Genomic DNA, 23,312 nt, shown 5'->3' with positions numbered 1-23,312 from the left:
GGTCCGTCCGATGCGCTAGAACGCAGGCCCGCATGGAGGTTGCACGCTTGGCCCATCTGTCCCCTCAGGAATTCCTGGAGCGCCTGTCCTCGCTCGGCATCAGGACCGAGACGGTCGCGCACGAGCCGGTCTTCACGGTGGCGGAATCGCAAGCTGTCAAGCAGCGGATTCCCGGAGCCCATACCAAGAACCTGTTCGTGAAGGACAAGAAGGGCCGCTACTTCCTGATTTCCGCCAAGCACGACACCGCCATCGACCTCAAGCGCACCCACGAGGTCCTCGGGGCGTCCGGGCGCCTCTCCTTCGGGTCTGCCGAGCAGCTGCGCGCCCTCCTGGGGGTCGAGCCCGGCTCGGTGACCGCCTTCGCCGTGGCGAACGATACGGAAGGCAGGGTCACGATGGTGCTCGACGCCAACCTCATGGCGCACGAGCGGGTCAATTTCCATCCCCTGATCAATTCCATGACCACCGGGGTGTCGCGGGAGGATCTGGTGGCGTTCCTGAGGGCCACGGGGCACGATCCGCTCATCCTGCGCCTGCCGGAGCCGCCGGCGGAATTGCCAGACGACGCTCAAGCTCCCATGTAAGGTTTCGTCCTTCTCAACGCCTTTCACCTTTCGAGGATCGCATGCTGTCCGATACCCCCGTTCCCGGAACCTCCTCCGACGATCTCGTGAAGGACACCACCACGGCGGCATTCCGCCAGGACGTGCTCGCCGAATCCATGCAGCAGCCCGTCCTGGTGGATTTCTGGGCTCCCTGGTGCGGGCCCTGCAAGCAGCTCACCCCGATCCTGGAGAAGGCCGTGCGCGCGGCCGGCGGCAAGGTGAAGCTCGTGAAGATGAACATCGACGAGCATCCGCAGATCGCCGGTCAGCTCGGGGTGCAGTCGATCCCGGCCGTCTTCGCGTTCCAGCGCGGTCAGCCGGTGGACGGCTTCATGGGGGCCCTGCCGGAAAGCCAGGTCAAGAGCTTCATCGAGCGCCTGACCGGCCCCCTCGGCCCCAGCGCGGCCGAGGAGCTCCTGGCCGAGGCTGATCGCCTTCACGCCGAAGGCGATATCGGCGGCGCGGCCGAACTCTACTCCGCCGTTCTCGCGCAGGACCCAGAGAATGTGGCGGCCCTGGCGGCCCTTGTGAAGCTGCATGTGGAGGTCGGCGATCTGGAGGGCGCCCGGCGCTTCCTCGCCATGGCCCCGGCGGCGAAGGCCAACGATCCGGCTCTCGCCGGCGCGCGGGCGGCGGTCGAACTCGCCGAGCAGGCGGGCTCGCTCGGCGACCTGGCGGACCTCCAGCGGCGGATCGAAGCCGATCCCATGGACCATCAGGCCCGCTTCGATCTGGCCGTCGGCCTGAACGCCCGCGGGCGGCGGGAAGAAGCTGCCGACCACCTCCTTGAAATCGTCCGCCGCGACCGCAATTGGAACGATGACGGCGCACGCAAGCAGCTCGTCCAGTTCTTCGAGGCCTGGGGCCCGATGGACGCGATGACGCTGGCAGGGCGGCGGAGGCTCTCCTCGCTCCTGTTCTCTTGACGCTGTCCAACGCGGTTTAGGAGATCGGGATGGGAATGAACGCGGTATACCGAGGGCCGGAGGATTGCCCGTCGGTCATTCCCGTCTTTCCGCTCCCCGGCGCCCTCCTCCTGCCGCGCGGTCAGATGCCTCTCAACATCTTCGAGCCACGCTACCTGGCGATGATCGACGAGGCGCTGAAGACCGACCGGATCATCGGCATGGTGCAGCCCGACGCGGACAATGATCCCCTGGCGAACGTGCCGAAACTCTACCGGATCGGCTGCGCCGGCCGCATCACCCAGCTCGCCGAGACCGGCGATGGCCGGTACCTCGTCACGCTCATCGGCATCGCGCGCTTCCGCATCGAGGAGGAGTTGCCGCCGGTCAGCCCGTTCCGCCGGTGCCGGGTGACGTTCGGGCCCTTCACCGACGACTTCACGGCTCGCGCCGGCGAGAACGACGTGGATCGTGCCGGCGTGGTCAAGGCCCTGCGCGACTTCGTCAACGCGGTGCATGTGAAGGTCGACTGGCGGGGCATCGAGGAGGCTCCCAACGAGGCCCTGGTCAACGCTTTGTGCATGATGAGCCCCTTCGGCGTGCGCGAGAAGCAGGCGCTGCTCGAAGCCCCCAATCTGAAGAGCCGGGCCGAGGTGCTGATCGCGCTCACCGAGATCGAGCTCGCCCGCGGCGGCGCCGGATCCGACTCGACCCTGCAATAGGCAAGCCCGCCCTAGGAATGAGCACGATGGTTCCCGACACCCCTCCTTCCGAGCCCCCCCAGCCCGTGGAGGCGACGCGGATCGATCCCAAGCTCCTGGAGCTTCTCGTCTGCCCGCTCACCAAGGAAACCCTCGAATACGACGCCGCCCGGCAGGAGCTGATCAGCCGCCGCGCCAGGCTGGCCTATCCGATCCGCGACGGCATCCCGATCATGCTGCCGGAGGAGGCGCGGCAACTGACGGATTGAGGGTTCCTTGCCCCTCCCCCGCACGCCGTCAGTCGACCTGGACGTGAGACCGGGCTCAACCGCCATGCCGTCACCGGGCCCGTCCCGGCGATCTCGATTGTTTGAGACTGACTGCTTTTCCGATCGGGATGGCCTGCCTTGTCCCACGATGTCATCACCGGCCTTGTGCCGGTGATCTCGCTTCTGTGAGACGCGGCGCTTTTCGGATCGGGATGGCCGGCACAAGGCCGGCCATGGATGGCATTCACGCGGACCGGGCGGCGATCGCGTCCGCCAGCGCCAGCGTCCGCTTCGCCATCTCAACATGCAACCGCTCGACCATGCGGCCGTCGAGGCTGATCGCCCCCTTTCCGGCGTTCTCCGGCTGCTCGAAGGCCGCCACGATGGTCTTCGCCTTCCCGATCTCGTCCGGCGCCGGGGCAAAGATCTCGTTGGCCGTCGCGATCTGATCGGGGTGGATCAGCGTCTTGCCGTCGAATCCGCCGTCGCGGCCCTGCTCGCATTCCGTGCGCAAGCCCTCAGGATCGGACAGGTGGTTGTAGACGCCGTCGAGGATGTCGAGGCCGTGCGCCCGCGCGGCGGCGAGCACGGTCATCAGCCAGGGCAGCATCACGGCGCGCCCCGGCATCAGGCGCGCGCGGGTGTCCTTGGCGAGATCGTTGGTGCCCATGACGAAGCAGGAGAGCCGCGTGTCGACGTCGTGAGCCGCGCTCGCGATCGACTCGGCCCGAAGGATCGCGAGCGGCGTCTCGATCATGGCCCAGACCCTGGTGCGCTCCGCGGCGCCGAGCCTGCGAAGGCGCAGGCCGACAGCCGCGAGCGTCTCGGCCGACGAGACCTTGGGCACGAGCACCGCGTCCGGCGCTGCCGCGACGGCGGCCGCGAGATCCGCCTCGCCCCAGGGCGTGTCGAGCGCGTTGACGCGAATCACGAGTTCCCGCCGGCCGTAGCCTCCGGCCCGCACGGCCGCGCAGACCTGCTCGCGCGCCTGCGCCTTCCGATCGGGCGCCACCGCATCCTCCAGGTCGAAGATCATCACGTCGGCGGCCAGCGTCTTCGCCTTCTCGAGCGCGCGGGCATTCGAACCGGGCATGTAGAGAGCGCTGCGGCGCGGGCGAATCGGGATCATGGCTCTGTCCTCGGGTGTCCGATCGGTTGTAATGCTCGCAAGGGGATCGGCAAAGGAGACGCCGCGCATGTGGGTCGCAGGAGTCGATGGCTGCCGGGCAGGCTGGATCGCCGTGCTAATGCGCACGGACGACCCGACCGTCCATCGCATCCTGACCGCGCCGACATTCGCGGCCGTCGCGGATGCACCCGAGCGGCCGGCCGTGATCGCCGTCGACATGCCGGTCGGCCTGCCGGAGCGGACCGAAGGCTCGGGCCGCCCGCCGGAGCAGTTGATCCGCCCCCTGCTCGGCGAGCGGCAATCCTCCGTCTTCGCCATCCCGTCGCGGCGCGCCGTGGCGGCCACGGACTACGCCGAGGCCTGCGCGATCGCCGCCGCCACCTCGACCCCATCGCGCAAGGTCTCGCGGCAGGGCTTCGCCATCTTCCCGAAGATCCGCGAGATCGACGCGCTGCTGCGCGGCCGTCCCGATCTGGTATCCCGCGTCTTCGAGGTGCATCCGGAACTCGCCTTCTGGGCCCTGAATGCGGGCCGGGCGCTCGGGGAGCCGAAGAAGGTGAAAGGCACGCCCTACGGGCCCGGCATGGCGCTGCGGCGCGCTCTTCTCCGGCGATCAGGCCTCCTTCCCGAATCCCTCGTCGAGGCCTTTCCTCCCGGCGGAGCGGCCGAGGACGACCTCCTCGACGCGCTTGCGGGGTTGACGGTGGCGCTCGATCTCGCGAGAGGTGGAGGACAATCCTTTCCCGAGCCGCCCGGCCGTGACGCCCATGGCCTGCCGGTCGCCATCTGGACGCTCCGCAGGCAGCCCCAAGGTTCAACCATGTCCATCTCCCGCGCCGACATCGAAGCCGCCCATGCCCGCATCGCCCCCCATATCCGCCGCACCCCGGTCCTGACCCTGGGACCCGCCTTCGGCCATGACGGGCCGGTGAGCCTGAAGCTGGAATTCCTGCAGCATGCGGGCTCGTTCAAGACCCGCGGCGCCTTCAATACCCTGCTGTCGAACGAGGTCCCGGCGGCCGGCGTGGCGGCGGCCTCCGGCGGCAATCACGGGGCGGCCGTCGCCTATGCGGCGAAGGAGCACGGCGTGAAGGCGCGCATCTTCGTGCCGGAGATCTCGAGCCCGGCCAAGATCGCCGTCATCCGCTCGCATGGGGCCGAGGTGGTGATCGGCGGCGCCCGCTACGCGGATGCGCAGGCGGCCTGCGATCTCTTCGTGGAGGAGAGCGGGGCCCTGCGCATCCATCCCTTCGGCGCGACGGACACCATCATCGGCCAGGGCACGGCGGCTCTCGAATGGGAGCAGGATGGGCCCAGTCTCGACACCGTGCTCGTGGCGGTGGGCGGAGGCGGCCTGATCAGCGGCGTGGCGAGCTGGTGGGCCGGCCGGGTGAAGGTGGTGGGCGTCGAGCCGGAAGGCTCCCGCGCGCTCCATGCCGCGCTCGCAGCCGGGCGGCCCGTCGACGTGGACGTGGATTCGGTGGCGGCCGATTCGCTCGGCGCCAAGAACACGGGCGACCTCGTCTATGCGATCTGCCGCGAGACGGTCGACCACGTGGCCCTCGTCACCGATCCGGCGATCCGCGACGCGCAGCGGCTGCTCTGGCGCGACTACCGCGTCGCGTCCGAGCCCGGCGGCGCGGCGGCACTGGCGGCGCTGGTCTCAGGGGCCTATAAACCGCGCTCAGGCGAGCGCGTCGGCGTGCTGCTCTGCGGCGCCAATGTCGAGCTCGCCAAGCTTGCCGAAATCACTCATCCGTAATGGAAGGACGCCCATGTTCCCGCAACGTCTGACCGAAGGCTATCGCGCATTCCTCGACGAGCGCTTCCCGCGCGAGAAGAACCGCTTCGAAACCCTGGCCGAAAAGGGCCAAGCGCCCGAGGTGATGGTGATCGGCTGCTGCGACAGCCGCGTCTCCCCGGAGGTCATCTTCGACGCGAGCCCGGGCGAGTTGTTCGTGGTGCGCAATGTGGCGAACCTGGTGCCGCCCTTCGAGACCGGGGGCGATTACCACGGCACCTCGGCGGCGCTCGAATTCGCCGTGCAGGCCCTGCGCGTGAAGCACATCGTGGTGCTGGGCCATGCCCGCTGCGGCGGCATCCGGGCCTTCGCGGACGAGACCGCCCCTCTGTCGCCGGGCGACTTCATCGGCCGCTGGATGAACCTGATCAAGCCGGCGGGCGAGCGCATCGGCCCGCGTGGGGACGTGGACTTTTCCGACTACCTGACCCGTCTCGAACTGGCGGCGATCGAGAACAGCCTCAACAACCTGATGACCTTCCCGTGCGTCCGCATCCTCGTGGAGCGCGGCAAGCTGCAGCTCCACGGCGCCTTTTTTGGCGTAGCGTCGGGCGTGCTGATGGTGCGCGACCCGGAAACGGGAGATTTCCGGTCCGTGGTCGAGGACATGCCTCACCGCGTCTCGATGTTCAGGGCCCGCCGGGTCGACGCGCCCTAGGCGCCTCTTCGACCATGACTGGCTCAGGTTCGGTTTCCGTCGAGACCGTTCAGCGTTAGCGATTGACGCCCGGTCGACATGTAATAACATGTCGACATTGTTAAGGGGGCGTCATGTCTACTTTAGTCGTTTCAACCGCGAGAACCACTGAGGTCCAGCTCGACCCGACCACCTCCGCGGAGCTTCAGGTCACGCAGACCGGATCGATCACGACCGTCAACTCCGCCGTCACCGGAGGATCGCCGGGCCTGGAGGTCGTCGTCGACGGCGCGATCCGCTCGCAATTGAACGGGATCGATTTCGCAGCGGCCGGGTGTGCCATCACGGTCAGCCTCACCGGGATCGTCCGAGGCAGCATCAATGGCGTCTACCTCGGCGACGATGCCAACGTGGTGGTCAACAACGGTCAGATCTCGGCCTCTCCGCTATTGTTCGACAGCGCTGCCATCTGGCTCGACGGATCCGACAATCATATTTTCAACGACGGGATCCTGTCAGGCTTCTACGGAATCCGCGGTTCCGGCGTCCAAGGCGATGGCAATCTCAACCATATCGTCAATACCGGACAGATCGAGGCGGCCGATACTGGTATTCTCCTGAACGCCCCGACAACGCTGGTTCCCTCTCCGATCGCAGCGCCGAATACGCCCTACGGCGTGTTCAACAGCGGAACGATCGTCGCCGGCGTGAAAGGAATCCACGTTCAGCTCTCCGGCAACGTCACCAACAGTGGCGTCATTCAGGCCGGAGCCTTCGGCGTGACGTTCGGCACGGGCGAAACCTTCCTGAGCAATACCGGCACAATTGCCGCCCAGACTGCTGTTTTCGGCTCCTTCGAGCGGGACACCCTCCTCAACCAAGGCACGATCCAGGGCGCCATCTTCCTCAATGAAGGCGACGACCTCTACGACGGGCGCACCGGAACGGTGACCGATGTCGTGAATATGGGTGTCGGCGACGACATCGCCTATGGCGGCATCGGTGACGAGACCCTCATCGGCGGCGCCGACAAGGATTCTCTCTTCGGCAACGGCGGCTCCGACAGTCTGCTCGGCGGCAACGGAATCGACTATCTCGATGGCGGCGAAGGCGCCGACCGGATGGCGGGCGGTACCGGCGACGACACCTACGTGGTCGACAGCGAGACCGATTCTGTGACCGAGGCGATCAACGAGGGAACGGATCTCGTACGCGCCACGATCTCCTATGCACTCGGAGTAAACCTCGACAATCTCTGGCTGACCGGCGACGCCGATCTCGCCGGCACCGGCAACGACCTGGCGAACAGGATCACCGGCAATGCCGGCAGCAACGTGCTCGATGGGCGCGCGGGCGCGGACGTCCTCGCCGGGGGCCGGGGCGACGACGTCTACATCGTCGACCACCAGAACGATCTGGTGACCGAGGCGGCCGACGAAGGTTCCGACACGGTGCTGGCGTCCGTGTCCCATACGCTCGGCGGAAACGTGGAGAACCTCGTCCTCACCGGATCCGGCGACCTCGACGGCGCGGGCAACGACCTGGGGAACGCGATCACCGGCAATGCCGGCAGAAACGTGCTCAACGGCGGAGCGGGCGCGGATCAACTCGCCGGCCGCGAGGGCGACGACGTCTACATCGTCGACCACGAGGGCGACCTGGTGGTGGAGCGGGCCGGCGAGGGCGTCGACACGGTCAGCGCCTCCGTGAACTACGCGCTCGGCGCCCATGTGGAGAACCTCGTCCTCACGGGCGCCGGCGACCTCCGCGGCATCGGCAACGATCTCGCCAACGTGATCACCGGCAATGCCGGCAGCAACCTCCTCGACGGCGGTGCGGGCGGGGACCGGATGGCCGGCGGCGACGGGAGCGACACCTATCTCGTGGACGATGCGAACGACCGCGTCGACGAGATGCTGGACCAGGGCCTCGATACGGTGCGCGCTGCGGTCTCCTACGCGCTTGCCGACAACGTGGAGAACCTTGTCCTCACGGGCGCCGGCGACAGCGACGGCACGGGCAACCATCTCGCCAACGCCATCATAGGCAATGGCGGCGCCAACCGCCTCGTGGGTGGCGGCGGCAATGATGCGCTCGACGGCGGCGCCGGCCAGGACATCGCGGTGTTCTCAGGGCTTCTGTCCGAGTACACCATCACCCGCAGCCCCGACGGCACCCTGACGGTCAGCGACACGATGGGTGGTGCCCGCGACGGCACCGACACCCTGAGGAACATCGAATTCCTGCAGTTCCAGGACGGTACGGTGACGCTGCCGACCCGGGCGCCCGTCGCGCCGGCCGTGCAGGGATCCGTGACCCCGATCAGCGAGAACGCGGCACCGTTCACGCCCGTGGCGAGCGTGAGGAGTCCCGGCCTGGCCGACGGGCGCGCGGTCTATTCGCTGACCGTCAATCCCGGCGGCAAGTTCATGATCGATCCGACGAGCGGCCTGATCAGCCTCGTGGGCGCGGTCGACTACGAATCGACGGAGGATGCCGACCTACAGACCGAGACGGTCGGCTCGCTGGTGCGCAAGTTCTACCTTCTCGCCGTCAAGGCCACCGAGACGCTCACCGGCTGGTCGTCCGGGGCGACCTCGGTGAAGGTCTACGTGACCGACGTGAACGAGGCCGCGACGGGCCTGTCCTTCACGGACGGGACGACGAAGGCCGCGATCGGCGAGGACGCCTCCGACGGGACGCTCATCGGGTCCTTGCAGGCCTTCGATCCGGAGCATGATGGGGAGCTCGTCTACGCGTTCGACACCACAGGCGCCAACGGGACGAGCGGCGCCGGCAATGCGGGCGGGCGGTTCAAGATCGAGAACGGCCAGCTGAAGGTGGCGGCGCTCACCGACGTGACAAAGACGGAAACCTACACGATCACCCTCAAGGTGACAGACAGGAACGGCGGTCCGGGTTCCGTCTCGGCCTACAAGGATTTCCACATCACGGTGAATGCGGCCGGCGAGGGCAACGCGCCGCCCAGCAAGCCGGTCGAGCGGCCCGGGACGATCAGCCTCTCTGAGAATGGCGGCGCGGTCCAGACAGTTGCGACTGTCCAGTCCCAGGATGCCGACGGCGATCCGTTCGAATACGAGATCGTGGGTAACCCCGGCGACCTGTTCAGCATCGACGCCAACGGCGTGATCGCGTTCAAGGGTGGGGCGAACTACGAGTCGGCCAGCCTTGGTCTCGTGACCGAGAACCCCGGTCTCGAGTCCGAGAAGAAATATTTCAACGTGGTCGTGCGCGCCCGCGAGAGCGGTCCGAACGGCAAGGTTTCCGGCAACACGACCGTGAAGGTCTACCTCGACGACGTGAACGAGCGGCCGACCGGTGCGACCTATGCGGTCAGCGCGGCGACGAAGACCACGCAGCCCGGCACCACCCTGGCGACCCTGCAGGGCGTGATCGACCCGGACACGCGGGCGGGTTTCCGCACCTATTCCTATGCGCTCGTGAATGCCGATGGCAGTGCTTATGCGGGCAGCGAGTTCGCGATCGATGCGGGCGGCAATGTGAAGGTCGGTGCGGGCGGGCTGCGCGACGTATCCGGCACGACGGCGGTTCCGGTCTACGTCAAGATCGCCGATCTGAAGGACGCGTCCCTGACCGTGATCCAGCAGGTCGACCTCACGATCGGATCGGTCAACCATGCCCCGACCGACATCACCCTGACGAACACGTCGATCCGCGAACTGTCGTCCACGGGCGACTTCGTAGGCAGCCTGGGCGCGGCCGATCCGGATGCCGGCGACACGTTCACCTACGAGCTCCTGGACAGTGCCGGCGGCCGCTTCAAGATCGTCGACGGCCACGACCTCGTGGTGGACAACGGCTTCCGGCTCGATTTCGAGCAGGCGAACGCCCACACGATCAGGGTGCGGGTGACGGACAAGGCCGGATCGTCCTTCGTCAAGGACGTCACCATCGGGGTCATCGACTGGAATCCGGAAACCACGCCCGGCTCCGCCGCCGATGACGTGTTCTACGGCGGTGCGCTCGCGGACACACTTTCGGGCAACCTCGGTAACGACCGTCTCGTCGGCGGCGCGGACGCCGACATCCTCAAGGGCGATGGCGGCAACGACACCCTCTCGGGAGGCGCCGGCAAGGACAAGCTCTACGGCAGCAGCGCGTCCAAGGGCCTCAAGGATTCCGACGTCTTCCTCTTCGACACCGACCTGAAGAACAACAGGGCGGACGCGAACAGGCACAAGGACGTCGTCTATGGCTTCGAGCACAAGAAGGACGCCATCTGGCTCGACGGCGACGTGTTCAGGACCAAGGCATTCACGAGCCTGGACAGGAAGGGCGGCGACGTGAAGGCCCAGAAGATCGGCAAGGCCTATGTCGCCCTCGGCAGCGCGAAGGACGGGAACGACTACATCGTCATCAAGACGATCGGGACCAAGAAGGCGCAGATCCTTTTCGACCCGGACGGCAGCGGCCGCAAGGCCGCCGTCGAGATCGCGACGATCCATTACGAGCCCAATCCGAAGAAGATGGGCGGCGCGCTCGACCACACCGACTTCTTCATCATCTGATCGCGGCTCTGCCGCGCAGGTGAGCCCCGAGATCCATGAGCCCCGAGATCCATGAGCCCCGAGATCCATGAGCCTCGAGATCCATGAGCCCCGAGATCCATGAGCCCTGAGATCCGGGCGCCTTGGGATCCGGACACCGCGGACGTAAAAAGAGCCGCTGTCGTTCCGACAGCGGCTCCGTGACTTCATATGCGGGGCAGGAACGCCGCGCGTCGGGTCTCAAGACTCAGGCGGCCTGCTTCTTGGGCTTCAGCAACCCGCGATTGGCCATGGCCTCGGCGATCTGCACGGCGTTCAAGGCCGCGCCCTTGCGCAGGTTGTCGGACACGCACCAGAACGACAGGCCGTTCTCGACGGTGATGTCCTCGCGGATGCGGGAGATGTAGGTGGCGTCCTCGCCGGCCGCCTCGTGGGGCGTGATGTAGCCGCCGGGCTCGCGCTTATCGACCACCATGATGCCGGGGGCGGCGCGCAGGATGTCGCGCGCCTCGTCGGCCGTGATCGGCTTCTCGAACTCCACGTTCACCGCCTCCGAGTGGCTGATGAAGACCGGCACGCGCACGCAGGTGGCCGTGAGCTTGATCTTCGGGTCGAGAATCTTCTTGGTCTCGGCCGTCATCTTCCACTCTTCCTTCGTGTACCCGTCCTCCATGAACACGTCGATATGCGGGATCAGGTTGAAGGCGATGCGCTTGGGGAACTTCTTCTCCTGCACGTCCTGGAGCGAGTAGAGCGCCTTGGTCTGGCGGTCGAGCTCGTCCATGCCGTCCTTGCCGGCGCCGGAGACCGACTGATAGGTGGCGACGACCACGCGCGTGATGGTGGCGGCGTCATGGAGCGGCTTGAGGGCCACGACGAGCTGGGCCGTGGAGCAGTTCGGGTTGGCGATGATGCCCTTCTTCATGTCGCGCAGCGCCTCGGCATTCACCTCCGGCACCACCAGGGGCACCTCGGGGTCGTAGCGCCAGGCGGAGGAATTGTCGATCACCACCGCCCCTTGGGCGGCGATCCGGGGCGACCATTCCTTGGAGACCTCGCCGCCCGCCGACATGAGGCACAGGTCGACATCGGAGAAATCATAGGTGTCGAGGGCCTTCGTCTTGAGCGTCTTGTCGCCGTAGGAGACCTCCGTCCCCTGGCTGCGGCGGGACGCGAGCGCCACCACCTCGTCGGCCGGGAAGGCCCGCTCGGCCAGGATGCTCAGCATCTCGCGGCCCACATTGCCGGTCGCACCGACGACGGCGATCTTGAAACCCATTGATCTTCTCCTGTTGTCGCTCTCCCCGGAAATATGAAAACCCTGTTCGGGTGCTGCCTCTCGCCCCGACGGGAGAGAGGACCGGGGACGACGAGGCTTATTCGGCCGTGGTTTTCACGGTCGAGGTTTTTCCAACCACTTTGGCGGTTTTCGTTTTGCTCGTCGTCGGGGTGAGCATCGCCATAGCCATCGTCCATCCAGAAGCCGGCTTCCGGCTTCGATACGCGGTCAGCAACACACCAAAGTCACGCTGTCGTCAAGCGTTTCCTTGATGGAGCCGGCGTTCAGTCGCCCGCCAGCACATCGGTCGAGAGATTGAACCGGTAGAAGACCTTGTCCATCCGCTCGGCTCCGAGGCGCTCGTAGAACGCTTGCGCGCCCGTGTTGGTGCCATCCGTCGTGAGATCGATTCGGGTGAGACCCTGCGCCCTGGCGTGCTGGGCCAGCCAGCGCATCAGCTGGGCGCCCACCGCCTGGCCACGCGCAGGTTCGGCGACGAACAGCTCCTTGACGAAGAGGAGGCCCGTGAGCCTGAAGCCGGGCCGCAGGATGGCGAAGCAGGCAAGGCCCACGGCCCGCCCGTCGCGAACGGCCAGGGCGTAGCGCGTGCCCTCCGCCTCCCGCATGGAGCGTTCCACCATCGCCTGGATCGGCTCGAGGGGCGGGGCCACCTCCGGGCCGCCGTAATGCAGGTCGAGCGCCCGGACCAGGGCTGCGATCTCGGCGGCATCCTCCAGGGTGGCGAGACGGATGACGGTCTGGGTCATGGAGGGGCTCGGGCGAGTTTAAGCGTCGGTTTACCCTGCTTAGCAAAACCTTTCGGACCCTGGCCAGTGTCACGGTAGAACATGGGGATGACGGGATCAGCAGGGTTGATTGGTTCAAACGATGCCGCGGGCGGTCTATGCCGAATGGGATGAGGACGACGTCGCCGACTGGATCGACGAACGCCCCGCCCGTCGACTCCGCCGGAAGTCCCTGCCCTGGCTGCGCATGGTCCTGCTCTCGACCTGCACCATCGCGGGCCTCGTCTATGCCGCGCTGGAGCAGGAGCCGAATAGCAAGCCGGCCGAGCGGCGGAAGGCGGTTCCGTCCTCGGTGCTGGTCGCCCCGGCGCCCGCCTGGACGTCCCTTCCCTCCTCTCCGTCCGTTTATGCCCTGGCCGGCATCTCCGGTCCTGTCGCGTCCGAAGTGCGCGAGCATGCGGACGGAGCCCGGGAGGACGCGCTGACCGTCGGGCGCTTCGGCGATTTCCGCTACGCGCAGCTGGCTCTCGTCCAGGGGCCGGCCGAGCCACCGGGGAGCTTCTACATCGATACGGTCCGGCGGGCCGCGCGCTCGGGCCTCGCGGTCGCGCATCTGGGCCAGAGCCGCATGATCGCGACCAAATTCGGCCCGATGGAAGCCGCTCCCATGACCCTGTCGAACAAGGGCGAGCAGAGCTGCCTGGCCTTCCGGTTCTCCGATCGGGCCGCCGTGTTCGGATTCCAGGGCTGGCTGTGCGGCTCCGCGGCTCCCGAGGATGGGCAGCTCGCCTGCTTCATCGACGGCATTGCCCTGACCGGCGGCACGAATCCGTCCTTGAAGGCCGTGTTCGCCCAGGCCGAGCGCAGCCGGGGCGAATCGTGCGGGCCAGGGGCTCGCACCCTTGGGACCGTCAGGCCTCCGGCCCGACCGTGATCGCCACCCGGTGCATGACGTTGCAGCCGTAGCCGTTGGGATTCCATCCGGCAGCCCGGAAGGGCTGGGCGCGGCCCTGCGAGTCCGTCGCCCGCGCGACGATCTCGTAAGAGCCGTCGCCCGGCAGCGGCAGCGTGGCTTGCCAGCGCACCCAGTCGTAGCGGTTGCGCGGGGGCGTCATGGCGGTCCCGATCCAGGTCGCACCACCGTCCAGGGTGACCTCGACGCGCGCTACGTCGTCGTCGCCCGCCCAGGCGGCGCCCCGGACCGCGATGGCGCGCGTGCCCTCGGGATAGCGTCGACCATCGGCGGGCGCCGTGACGATGCTGCGCACGGGCATCGATTCGAGGATCCGGGTCTGCACCCCCTGGCCGTCCGAACCGGGCGCCAGCGGCCGGACGGGGAGGCGGTAGGACAGGCCGGTCATGCCCGGACCGTCGTGCTCCCGGTCGCGGATCCACACGCGCGTGAGCCATTTCTGGCTCAACGAGCCGGGCCAGCCCGGCACGACGAGGCGCAGGGGACCGCCATGGATGAAAGGCAGCGGCTCGCCGTTCATGGCCCAGACGATCAGGGTGTGCTCCTCCAGGGCCTTGGTGATCGGCATGCCGCGCGACATGGCCTGCCGCTCATGGCTGCCGTGCCTGTCCGGATCAGCACCGAAGTGACCCGTGAAGCGCGCTGTGTCCTTGAGTCCTGCCTCACGCAGGACGTCGCCGAGCGAGGCTCCGGTCCATTCCGCGCAGCCGACGCCGCCATGGGTCCAGGGGTTTCCCTCCGCGGCGGGCTCGAAGAAGGACCGGCCGTTGCCGCCGCATTCGAGCACCATGCGGAACGTTCTGTGCGGGAAGCGGCTCTTCAACTCCGCGAGCGTGAGGCGCAGCGGGCGCTCGACCTCGCCGTCGACGACGACGCTCCAGGTCTCGGGGTCGGCGGCCGGCCCGGGCAGCAATCCGTTGTTGCGGATGAAGAAGCGCCTGATCGGCGTCGTCTCGTCGTCGAGAAGCTCCTCGGGCGTCTCGGCCACCAGCGGGGTGTCGCTCAGCAGGCTCAGGCCCTCCTTCCCTGAGAGATCGAACCCTGCCTTCCTATCCTCCATCGGCTTTTGTCCTTCTCACCCTGTGCGAAATGTCACGCTTCGTCGGAACCATTTTAAGGGGGGCGGCCTTGTTTTCACATCATCGCACCTGATGATCGCGCACAGCACAAGGGACTGAGCGCCGTTCCTGGAGGATTACCCATGCGCCACTTCGCATTGTTGGGTTTGATATCGTTGGCTGCGCTGACGTCCGTCTCGGTGGCGGCGGAAGCGCAGACCAGAAACCGTCCTCTCGTACTCCGGGTTCAACCGCGCAGCTTCCTCGATCCTGGGCCGGTCGTGCCGGTCGGGACGATCAATCCGGGCTATACCGGCTATGGGCAGGCGCAATCCTATCTGCTGAGCCCGCCCTATGCTCCAGCCGGTGCCGGTTTTGGCGTTGCCACCCTGCCCGATCCGATCACCAACGGGCCCTTCGTCGGCTCGCGCAACCCGTTCCCGATGTTCGGCGGCCCGGACGTCCAGGCGACAGGCTCGATCCGCTGATGTCTCCCCCGAGACGGATGGCCCCGGGCATGGCCCGGGGCTTTCGCCGTTACGACTGGGCTTCCAGTTCCTTGACGATGGCATCGCCCACGTCCTGCGTGCCCACCGCGTTGGCGCCAGGAGCCGCGATGTCCTTCGTGCGGGTGCCGGAGGCGAGCACGTTGGCGATGGCCCGGTCCAGCCGATCCGCCTCGTCGAGGAGGCCGAAGGAATAGCGCAGGGCCATGCCGAAGGAGCCGATCATGGCGATCGGATTGGCCAGTCCCTTGCCGGCGATGTCCGGGGCGGAGCCGTGCACGGGCTCGTAGAGCGCCTTGCGCTGGCCGGTCACCGGATCCTCGGCCCCCAGGGAGGCGGACGGCAGCATGCCGAGCGAACCGGTGAGCATGGCGGCGATGTCCGACAGGATGTCGCCGAACAGGTTGTCGGTGACGATCACGTCGAACTGCTTGGGCCAGCGCACGAGCTGCATGGCGCAGTTGTCGGCGAGCACGTGCTCCAGCTCCACGTCGGAGAACTCGGCCTTGTGGATGCGGGTGACGACCTGGCGCCAGAACACGCCGGTCTTCATCACGTTCATCTTCTCGGCCGAGGAGACCTTGTTGCGGCGCTTCCTGGCGAGATCGAAGGCGACGCGCGCGATCCGCTCCACCTCGTGGGTATGATAGAGCTGCGTGTCGACGGCGCGCTGGGAGCCGTCCTCCAGGGTCACGATCTCCTTCGGCTCCCCGAAATAGACCCCGCCGGTGAGCTCGCGCACGATCATGATGTCGAGGCCTTCCACCACCTCGCGCTTGAGCGAGGAGGCATCGGCCAGGGCCGGATAGCAGATCGCCGGGCGAAGGTTGGCGAAGAGGCCGAGGTCCTTGCGCAGGCGCAGCAGGCCCGCCTCGGGGCGCACCGCATAGGGCACGCTGTCCCATTTCGGGCCGCCCACCGCGCCGAACAGCACCGCATCGGCTTCCTGCGCGCGGCTCATGGCGGCATCCGAGATCGCCGCCCCGTGGGCGTCGTAGGCTGAGCCGCCGACGAGATCCGTCTCGGTCTCGAAGCCCAGCCCCCGCTTGCGGAACCAGCCCACAATCTTCTCGACCTCGCGCATGACCTCCGGGCCGATGCCGTCGCCAGGGAGAAGGAGAAGCTTGTGCGTTGCCATGGGAAGACCCCTGTTCTGTCGTGATCGAATGCAGGGCCCTTAAAGAGCCGAATGTGCGGCTTGGCAAGCTCCCGTCGTGTTGGCCGTTAGGCGGAGGCGGCTCCCCCGTCCTCGGCCCGCCGATCCTTCGGGGTCCTGACGACGGTGACCGAACAGGGCGCCTCCGCGACGACGCGGGACGAGACGCTGCCCAGGTAGCGGCGCAGGGCGGACGAGGACCGGGCGCCGATCACGACATGGTCGACATTGTTGTGCCGCACGTAGTCCACCAGGGCCGCCGCCGGGTCGGGGGCCTCCAGCACGCTGTAGGTGATCCGATCGGACGGGATCTGAAGCGAGCCGCCCCAGTGCCGGAGCTGCACCAGGCGCTGGACATGAAGGCTCCTCCCCTCCTCGTCCTCCAGGATATCGACGGCGATGCGCGAGGTCTTCAGGACGTTGACGCAGGCGATGCGCGCCTCGCCCTCGATGGAGAGGATGCGGCCGACCATCAGGCGCTGGGCTTCGGCGAGATCCTCGCTGCCCGGCGCCAGATCGATGGCGACCAGCACGATGGGAGCGCGGGACAGCTGCCCGGCGATGTTCGGCGCCTCGAGCGGTTGCGCCCGGCGGGCCTTGAGCCAGCGCCGGAACGTCTTCACCCCGCTGTCCCGTTCGAGCCGCCCGGCCCGTTCGGTGAGCCGCACGTGGTCCGGGTTCTCCAGATCGAGGGCGAGCTGGGCCGCCGTGGCGTAGCGCTCGTCCGGATCGACCTCCAGGCAGCGCAGGATGATCTCCTGCAGCCAGGGTGGGCAATCGGGGTTGAGCGCCCGCGGCGGCACCGGATCGCGCCACAGGCGGCGGCGGATCTGGCCGCCGCGCGGATTGCCGAAGGGACGTTCTCCCGTGACGAAGAAATACAGCATCACGCCGAGCGCGAAGAGATCGCTGCGCGGATCGGCCCTGTCCTGCAGCACCTGCTCCGGGGCCATGTAGGGCGTGGTGCCGAACGGCTCGCGAAACTCCTCGGCCAGGAGGTCGGGCAGGCGTTCGTGCCGGGCGAAGCCGTAATCGATGAGAACGGCCTCGCCGGTCTCGCGGAGCATCACGTTGCTCGGCTTGATGTCGAGATGGATGACGTGCTGGAGATGCAGGTCGTGCAGGGCATGCGCCACCGTCGCGCCGATCGCGACGACCTCGGGCCAGGGCAGCGGAACCCGGTCGAGGCGTGCCTTCAGCGATGGCCCGGAGATCCGCTCCATGACGATGTAGGGCATGGGATCGAGCGGACCGGTCGCGACGAAGCGGGGCACATGCGGGCCGGTCAGGCGCGGCATGATCATCTGCTCGGTCTCGAAGCACACGATGGGCAGCGGGTCGTCGCTGTCGATCAGCATCGGGACCTTCATGATCAGCGGCGCCGGATCGTCCTCCCGGGTGACGGCCCAGAGCTGCGCCATGCCGCCGGTGCCCAGATTTTCCTGGAGGGTGAAACCGTCGATCACTTGGCCGGGATGCAAGCGCCAGCGCATCCGTCAGCGGCCCTGTTCGAGACGCAGCGCCAGCTTCTCCGGCAGGCCGGCCTGCCGCACCTTCCGGGCGGCCGTGGCCGTGTCGTAGGGCACGCGCAGGTAGCGCAGGGTCTGGCGCGCGGTGTCGAAGACCGCGTAGTTTGCCGCCGCCACCCCGTCCCGCGGCTGCCCGACGGCGCCGATCACCGCAAGCCAGGTGCGGGTCGGCAGGAGCGGAATGTCGTTGTTGGCCACCGGCGAGAAGGTGCCGACCTTGGCGGTGGTGCTCATGTGATAGAGCATGGGCACATGCACGTGACCGCAGAAGGTGATGTGGGCGTCGACCCGGCTGAAGTGCCGGATCGCCTCCATGGGCCCTGCCATGTAGTCCCAGCTGCGGGGGGCATAGCCGTTGGCGTGGACGTAGAGGACGCTCCCCTCCTCATGGGTGAGGGGGAGGTCCGCCAGGAAGCGCCGCTGCTCCATGCCGAGCTGGTTGCGGGTCCAGCGGATCGCCTCCTGGGCGACGCTGTTCATGTCCTCGTCCGAGCCGTCGATGGCCGCATCGTGATTGCCCAGAAGCGCCACGGCGCCCTGGTCCACGAGCCCGCGGACCGTGTCCACCACCCAGGCCGGATCGGCCCCGTAGCCCACGTAGTCGCCGAGAAAGATCAGGCGGTCGACATGGAGAAGGCGCGCATGGGCGAGGCAGGCCGACAGGGCCTCCCGGTTGCCGTGGATATCCGTGAGGAGGGCGATGAGCATGGAGCCAGTACAACTCCAAACGCATCGCCACTGCAACTAGAGCATCGATCCCAAAAGTGGAATCCACTTTTGGGATCGATTCCAATGCTCAAGCCTTTGAGCGGCGCACCGTTCGGGACCCTGTCTTGATCGCTCGGCCGATCCACCACCCCGTCATCACCGGGCTTGTCCCGGTGATCTCGATTGTTTGAGGCGCGGCGCTTTTCCGCATCGGGATGGCCGGCGAGACAGGGGTGATGACTGGCCGGCCATGACGGGGGGTATCATCACAAGGATGCGCTCGAGCATCGGACCCAAAAGCGGACCCACTTTTGGGTCCGATGCTCCACTCTTGGCCGGCGCACCGTTGACTGCGAAAAACCGGGTCCACTTTTTCGCACGGTGCGCTAGCTGATGATGGTCATCGGGCTCAGTGAACCTTATCCCCGCAGCGCCTCCAGCACCTTGCCGCCGGGCCGGCCGCGCGGCTCGAGGCCGATGCGGCGCTCCACGTCCTTGATGGCCTCGCGGGTCTTGGCGCCGATCTTGCCGTCCGGCTCGCCCACGTCGTAGCCGCGGGCGGTCAGGAGCTGCTGCAGCTCGCGGCGCTGAGCGCGCGAGAGCGGCGGATCGTCGGTGGGCCAGGCGGTCTGGATGCCGGGCTGACCCTTGAGCCGGTCGCCCAGCAGCGCGATGGCGAGCCCGTAGGATTCCGCCGCGTTGTAGGAATAGACCGCGTCAAAGTTCTTGGTGACCAGGAAGGCCGGACCGTTGATGCCCGCCGGGATGATGATCCCGGCCGCGTAATTGCCCGAGAGCGGGCGTCCGTCGATCCGCTGCACGCCCATGGCGGCCCAGGTGGCGAGCGGCTTCTTGTTCTTTCGACCGGCGAGGCTCGCGCTGAAACCCGACGGCAGGCGCACCTCGTAACCCCAGGGCAGGCCGTTCACCCAGCCGGCTTTCTTGAGAAAGTTGGCCGTGGAATGCACCGCGTCCGGCACGGACGTCATGATGTCCCGATGCCCGTCCCCGTCGCCGTCGACGGCGAGGCGCTGGAAGGTCGAGGGCATGAACTGGGTGTGGCCGAAGGCGCCCGCCCAGGAGCCGCGCAGGTTCGCCGGGTTGATGTCGCCGTCCTGCACGATCTTCAGGGTCGCCATCAGCTCGCCCTTGAAATACTCGTTGCGGCGCGGCGCGTAGCAGACCAGCGTCGAGAGCGACTGGATCAGCGGCCGCCCGCCGATATCCTTGCCGAAATTGGATTCCACCCCCCAGACGCCCGCGATGGCATGGCGGTCGACCCCGAAGCGCGCCTCGGCGGCGGCGAGAGCCTGGCCCCATTGGCGCATGGCGGCGCGGCCGTCCTGCACCCGCTCCTCGTCGACGAGCGCCGAGAGATAGTCCCAGATGGGCGTCTTGAACTCGGGCTGGTTGTTCATGAGGTCGAGGATCGTCAGATCCGGCGTGACGCCGCGGGTCGCGGTATCGAAAGCCTGGCCGGAAATGCCCTTGGCGGCCGCCTGGCCGCGGAGGGATGCGAGGCACTGGCCGAAATCCGCCTGCGCGACGGCCGGCGTCGCAGCGGCAAAGCCGGCGAGAACGAAGAGAGCGGGGGCGATGAAGTTCTTCATGTTCGCGAACTTGCAGGCAATTTGGTTAATCTTATGGAAACGGGGCAGCTCCTCACGCTTTCGTCAGGCTGGGCAGCCCGACGGTGACTCTGCGTTAACCCTCCCGTGTCATGGCCTGGCTTGCCCGGCGTCCCGATGCCCGGGAGCGCCGCCAGGGTTCATCACGCGCAGCGCTCGCCCTCTGGGCTCATCAACCCAGGTCCGGATCGGGGAGGTTGGTCTGGATCCAGCGGTCGCTCACATGAACGTCCGTGGTTTCCAGCCGCCCCGGGCCGAGATTGACGAATTTGTGCGGAACGTTGGCCGGTCCGAAGACGACCTGACCCTTCTCGCATTCGAAGCGCTGGTCGCCGACGGTGAAGAGCGCCCGCCCCTCGCGGATGATGAAGATCTCGTCATAGGGGTGGACATGCCATTTCGGCCCGCCGCCGACCTCTTCCGTGGCGTAGAAGAGCACGGTCACGGCGGTGCCCAGCCGGTGACCCTCGACATGGCCCTTCCAGAACAGGTCGGGATGGGTCGCCCAATCGGCGCGGTCGAGAACCTGCGGCTTGCCCTGTGCCATCGCTCATCCTGCTCGATTGGCGCCGGTCCGGCGCGTCGGAAACGTCAGGCCCAGGCGCGCTCGGCGAGCTTCTTCTCGAAGCTGTCGATGGCTGCACCCTTTTCCATGGTCAGGCCGATGCCGTCGAGGCCGTTGAGCAGGCAATGCTTCTTGAACGGGTCGATGTCGAAGGTGACCGAACCGCCGTCGGGACCCCGGATCTCCTGCTTTTCGAGGTCCACGGTCAGGGTGGCGTTGGCGCCGCGCTCCGCGTCGTCGAAGAGCTTTTCCAGGTCTTCGGGGCTCACCTTGATCGGCAGGATGCCGTTCTGGAAGCAGTTGTTGTAGAAGATATCGGCGAAGCTGGTGGAGATCACGCAGCGGATGCCGAAATCGAGCAGCGCCCAGGGGGCGTGCTCTCGGGACGAGCCGCAGCCGAAATTGTCGCCCGCCACCAGGATCTGGGCGTTGCGATAGGCCGGCTGGTTGAGGACGAAATCGGGGTTCTCCGAGCCATCCTCGCGGTAGCGCATCTCGGAGAAGAGGCCCGTGCCGAGCCCCGTGCGCTTGATCGTCTTCAGGTACTGCTTGGGGATGATCATATCGGTGTCGATATTGATGATCCGCAGCGGCGCCGCGACGCTTTCGAGCACGGTGAACTTGTCCATGGTCCTCACATCCCTGAAGGCGGCCATGTCGCCGCTGTCCCGTGCCTCATATCAAAGGGTTTCGGGAACGGCTAGAGCATCGGACCCAAAAGTGGACCCACTTTTGGGATCGATCCGATGCTCAATTCCTGAAGCGGCGCATCGTTCGGCCCGGACCCGGAGGGCCGCACGATGCGCCAGGCCAACGATCGTCGCGGCGGGCGGGAAACCTCCTCAGCGCCAGAGATTCGTCCGGGCCAGGTCATAGACCTCGTCGGCGCGGCCGTTCAGCACGGCCTTCACCATGTAGAGGGTGAAGCCCTTCGCCATCTCCAGGGTGACGGAGGGCGGCATGGCGAGCTCGGTCCGGTTCACCACCGCGTCGACCAGGACCGGCCCGTCATGGGCCAGGGCGGCGGCGATCCCCTCCTCCACCTGGGCCGGGTCCTCCAGCCGGATGCCGCGGATTCCGGCGGCCTCCGCCATGGCGGCGAAGTTCGGGTTCCGGAGCTCCGTGCCGAAATCGAGGAAGCCGGTGGATTTCTGCTCGAGTTCGACGAAGCCGAGCGTGCCGTTGTTGAACACCACGACCTTCACGGGCAGGCGCTGCTGCGTCAGGGTGAGGAGATCCCCCATCAGCATGGCGAAGCCGCCGTCGCCCGACAGGGAGATCACCTGCCGGCCGGGGCAGGCCGCCTGGGCGCCGATGCCCTGGGCCATCGCGTTGGCCATCGAGCCGTGCCAGAACGACCCGAGCAGGCGCCGCTTTCCGTTCATGGCGAGATAGCGGGCCGCCCAGACGACGGGCAGGCCCACGTCGCAGGTGAACACGGCGTCGTCCGCCGCCTGGTCGCTGATCGCCTTGGCCACCTGCTGCGGATGGACCGGCGGCCGGCCCGGCGTTCCGACGGCGAGTTCGTCGAGCGCCCGGCGCGCCTTGGCGTAATGCTCCCGGGCCCGGGCGAGATGCGCGCCGTCCGCCTTCCGGTCGAGCCTGGGCAGCAGGGCCGTCAGGGTGGCGCGGACATCACCCACGACGCCCACATCGACCGCGGCGCGGCGGCCGATCTGTTCGCCCCGGAGGTCGACCTGCGCGATGCGGACGCCCGCATCCTCCGGGTAGAACTGGCGATAGGGGAAGTCGGTGCCGAGCATCAGCAGGACGTCGCAGTCCCGCATGGCGTAATAGCCGGACGAGAAGCCGATCAGCCCGGTCATGCCGACGTCGTAGGGGTTGTCCCACTCCACGTGCTCCTTGCCGCGCATGGCATGCACCATGGGCGCCTGCAGGCGCTCGCCCAGGGCCAGCAACGCGTCATGCGCGTTCGCGCACCCCGCCCCGCACAGGACCGTGACCCGGCCGCCGCCGTTGAGGAGTGCGGCGAGCCGATCGAGGTCGTCCGGCGCCGGCGTGACGACCGGCGCCTGCGGCAGCAGCCCTGCGGGCTTGGCCGGAGGCGCCGCGGCGGCCGGCTGCAGGGCGACGTCGCCGGGGATCACCAGCACCGACACGCCGCGCTTGACCGTCGCCTCGCGGATGGCGGTCTCGAGCATGCGGGGCATCTGGTGGGGGCTCGAGACCAGCTCGCAGTAATGGCTGCATTCCCGGAACAGGGTCTCCGGGTGGGTCTCTTGAAAATAGCCGCTGCCGATCTCGGGCGAGGGAATATGGGCCGCGATGGCCAGCACCGGCACCCGCGAGCGGTGGCAGTCGAACAGGCCGTTGATGAGATGGAGATTGCCCGGCCCGCAGCTCCCGGCGCAGACCGCGAGGGCGCCCGTCAGATGCGCCTCCGCGCCGGCCGCGAAGGCCGCGACCTCCTCGTGCCGGACGTGGATCCACTCCATGTCGTCCCGGCGCCGGATCGCGTCCGTCAGGCCGTTGAGGCTGTCGCCGACGATGCCGTAGACGCGCCTGACGCCTGCGGCCGCCAGGATCTCGACGAACTGCTCAGCGACGGACTTTGCCATGAAGCC

Annotated in this window: 20 protein-coding genes; 9 read left to right on the top strand and 11 right to left on the bottom strand. The window is 67.5% G+C overall.

Annotated features, from left to right (window positions below):
* Positions 1 to 47 precede the first annotated feature (47 nt).
* Genes OCW50_RS20550 through OCW50_RS20535 form a run of 4 tightly spaced genes read left to right on the top strand, consistent with a single transcriptional unit; the run spans position 48 to position 2,483 of the window.
* Positions 48 to 587, top strand: coding sequence for a prolyl-tRNA synthetase associated domain-containing protein (locus OCW50_RS20550; RefSeq protein WP_262298764.1), 540 nt, complete (start codon positions 48 to 50; stop codon positions 585 to 587).
* Positions 588 to 628: 41 nt separating this feature from the next.
* Positions 629 to 1,534 (top strand): thioredoxin, encoded by a 906-nt coding sequence (gene trxA / locus OCW50_RS20545; protein WP_262298763.1) that lies wholly within the window; start codon positions 629 to 631, stop codon positions 1,532 to 1,534.
* Between the two features lie 29 nt (positions 1,535 to 1,563).
* Entirely contained in the window at positions 1,564 to 2,235 is a 672-nt protein-coding gene (locus tag OCW50_RS20540) for an LON peptidase substrate-binding domain-containing protein (protein ID WP_262270276.1), read from the top strand.
* A gap of 26 nt (positions 2,236 to 2,261) precedes the next feature.
* Positions 2,262 to 2,483: a Trm112 family protein gene (locus tag OCW50_RS20535; protein WP_262270275.1), complete on the top strand. Its 222-nt coding sequence runs from the start codon at positions 2,262 to 2,264 to the stop codon at positions 2,481 to 2,483.
* A gap of 244 nt (positions 2,484 to 2,727) precedes the next feature.
* Here the strand turns inward: OCW50_RS20535 and OCW50_RS20530 are convergent, their stop codons facing one another.
* Positions 2,728 to 3,612: an HpcH/HpaI aldolase/citrate lyase family protein gene (locus OCW50_RS20530; RefSeq protein ID WP_262298762.1), complete on the bottom strand. Its 885-nt coding sequence runs from the start codon at positions 3,610 to 3,612 to the stop codon at positions 2,728 to 2,730.
* Positions 3,613 to 3,679: 67 nt separating this feature from the next.
* On the opposite strand from OCW50_RS20530, the gene OCW50_RS33235 reads away from it, so the two are divergent.
* From OCW50_RS33235 to OCW50_RS20510, 3 genes are all read left to right on the top strand, one after another.
* The gene (locus OCW50_RS33235; RefSeq protein ID WP_315974459.1) at positions 3,680 to 5,374 is read left to right on the top strand and encodes a serine/threonine dehydratase; all 1,695 of its coding nucleotides are present in this window, start codon (positions 3,680 to 3,682) and stop codon (positions 5,372 to 5,374) included.
* A gap of 13 nt (positions 5,375 to 5,387) precedes the next feature.
* A complete protein-coding gene (locus OCW50_RS20515; protein WP_262298761.1) occupies positions 5,388 to 6,071 on the top strand; it encodes a carbonic anhydrase in 684 nt (227 codons plus the stop codon).
* A gap of 113 nt (positions 6,072 to 6,184) precedes the next feature.
* The gene (locus OCW50_RS20510; protein WP_262298760.1) at positions 6,185 to 10,600 is read left to right on the top strand and encodes a beta strand repeat-containing protein; all 4,416 of its coding nucleotides are present in this window, start codon (positions 6,185 to 6,187) and stop codon (positions 10,598 to 10,600) included.
* 226 nt (positions 10,601 to 10,826) lie between these two features.
* Here the strand turns inward: OCW50_RS20510 and OCW50_RS20505 are convergent, their stop codons facing one another.
* Positions 10,827 to 11,858: an aspartate-semialdehyde dehydrogenase gene (locus tag OCW50_RS20505; RefSeq protein ID WP_262270270.1), complete on the bottom strand. Its 1,032-nt coding sequence runs from the start codon at positions 11,856 to 11,858 to the stop codon at positions 10,827 to 10,829.
* Between the two features lie 284 nt (positions 11,859 to 12,142).
* The gene (locus OCW50_RS20500) at positions 12,143 to 12,625 is read right to left on the bottom strand and encodes a GNAT family N-acetyltransferase (protein ID WP_262298759.1); all 483 of its coding nucleotides are present in this window, start codon (positions 12,623 to 12,625) and stop codon (positions 12,143 to 12,145) included.
* Positions 12,626 to 12,734: 109 nt separating this feature from the next.
* On the opposite strand from OCW50_RS20500, the gene OCW50_RS20495 reads away from it, so the two are divergent.
* Positions 12,735 to 13,538 (top strand): hypothetical protein, encoded by an 804-nt coding sequence (locus tag OCW50_RS20495; RefSeq protein ID WP_262298758.1) that lies wholly within the window; start codon positions 12,735 to 12,737, stop codon positions 13,536 to 13,538.
* On the opposite strand, the gene OCW50_RS20490 is transcribed toward OCW50_RS20495, so the two are convergent.
* Positions 13,516 to 14,637 carry a sulfite oxidase gene (locus tag OCW50_RS20490; protein WP_262298757.1) on the bottom strand — a complete coding sequence of 374 codons (1,122 nt, stop codon included), beginning with the start codon at positions 14,635 to 14,637 and terminating at the stop codon, positions 13,516 to 13,518. The two genes, OCW50_RS20495 and OCW50_RS20490, sit on opposite strands and share 23 nt — an antisense overlap.
* A 141-nt stretch (positions 14,638 to 14,778) precedes the next feature.
* Between OCW50_RS20490 and OCW50_RS20485 the strand changes: the two genes are divergently transcribed.
* Positions 14,779 to 15,123, top strand: a complete 345-nt coding sequence (locus OCW50_RS20485; protein WP_262298756.1) for a hypothetical protein — start codon at positions 14,779 to 14,781, stop codon at positions 15,121 to 15,123.
* A 49-nt stretch (positions 15,124 to 15,172) separates the two neighbouring features.
* Here the strand turns inward: OCW50_RS20485 and leuB are convergent, their stop codons facing one another.
* The 7 genes from leuB to poxB all read right to left on the bottom strand — a co-directional run bounded on the left by leuB (position 15,173) and on the right by poxB (position 23,306).
* Positions 15,173 to 16,279 (bottom strand): 3-isopropylmalate dehydrogenase, encoded by a 1,107-nt coding sequence (leuB, locus tag OCW50_RS20480; protein WP_262298755.1) that lies wholly within the window; start codon positions 16,277 to 16,279, stop codon positions 15,173 to 15,175.
* Positions 16,280 to 16,365: 86 nt separating this feature from the next.
* Positions 16,366 to 17,790 carry a serine/threonine protein kinase gene (locus OCW50_RS20475; protein ID WP_373371479.1) on the bottom strand — a complete coding sequence of 475 codons (1,425 nt, stop codon included), beginning with the start codon at positions 17,788 to 17,790 and terminating at the stop codon, positions 16,366 to 16,368.
* Positions 17,791 to 17,793: 3 nt separating this feature from the next.
* Positions 17,794 to 18,534 (bottom strand): metallophosphoesterase family protein, encoded by a 741-nt coding sequence (locus tag OCW50_RS20470; protein WP_262270263.1) that lies wholly within the window; start codon positions 18,532 to 18,534, stop codon positions 17,794 to 17,796.
* Between the two features lie 419 nt (positions 18,535 to 18,953).
* A complete protein-coding gene (locus tag OCW50_RS20465) occupies positions 18,954 to 20,144 on the bottom strand; it encodes a lytic murein transglycosylase (RefSeq protein WP_262298753.1) in 1,191 nt (396 codons plus the stop codon).
* A 190-nt stretch (positions 20,145 to 20,334) separates the two neighbouring features.
* Complete coding sequence (locus tag OCW50_RS20460) at positions 20,335 to 20,709, bottom strand: cupin domain-containing protein (protein ID WP_262270261.1); 375 nt, start codon at positions 20,707 to 20,709, stop codon at positions 20,335 to 20,337.
* 44 nt (positions 20,710 to 20,753) lie between these two features.
* Positions 20,754 to 21,356: a 3-isopropylmalate dehydratase small subunit gene (gene leuD, locus OCW50_RS20455; protein WP_210811358.1), complete on the bottom strand. Its 603-nt coding sequence runs from the start codon at positions 21,354 to 21,356 to the stop codon at positions 20,754 to 20,756.
* 213 nt (positions 21,357 to 21,569) lie between these two features.
* Positions 21,570 to 23,306 carry a ubiquinone-dependent pyruvate dehydrogenase gene (poxB, locus tag OCW50_RS20450; RefSeq protein ID WP_262298752.1) on the bottom strand — a complete coding sequence of 579 codons (1,737 nt, stop codon included), beginning with the start codon at positions 23,304 to 23,306 and terminating at the stop codon, positions 21,570 to 21,572.
* Between the last annotated feature and the right edge of the window lie 6 nt (positions 23,307 to 23,312).

Origin of the sequence: Microvirga sesbaniae, from assembly GCF_025460805.1 — a bacterium.
In the GTDB taxonomy this organism is placed as follows: domain Bacteria; phylum Pseudomonadota; class Alphaproteobacteria; order Rhizobiales; family Beijerinckiaceae; genus Microvirga; species Microvirga sesbaniae.
This window is presented reverse-complemented; position numbering and strand designations above follow the sequence as displayed.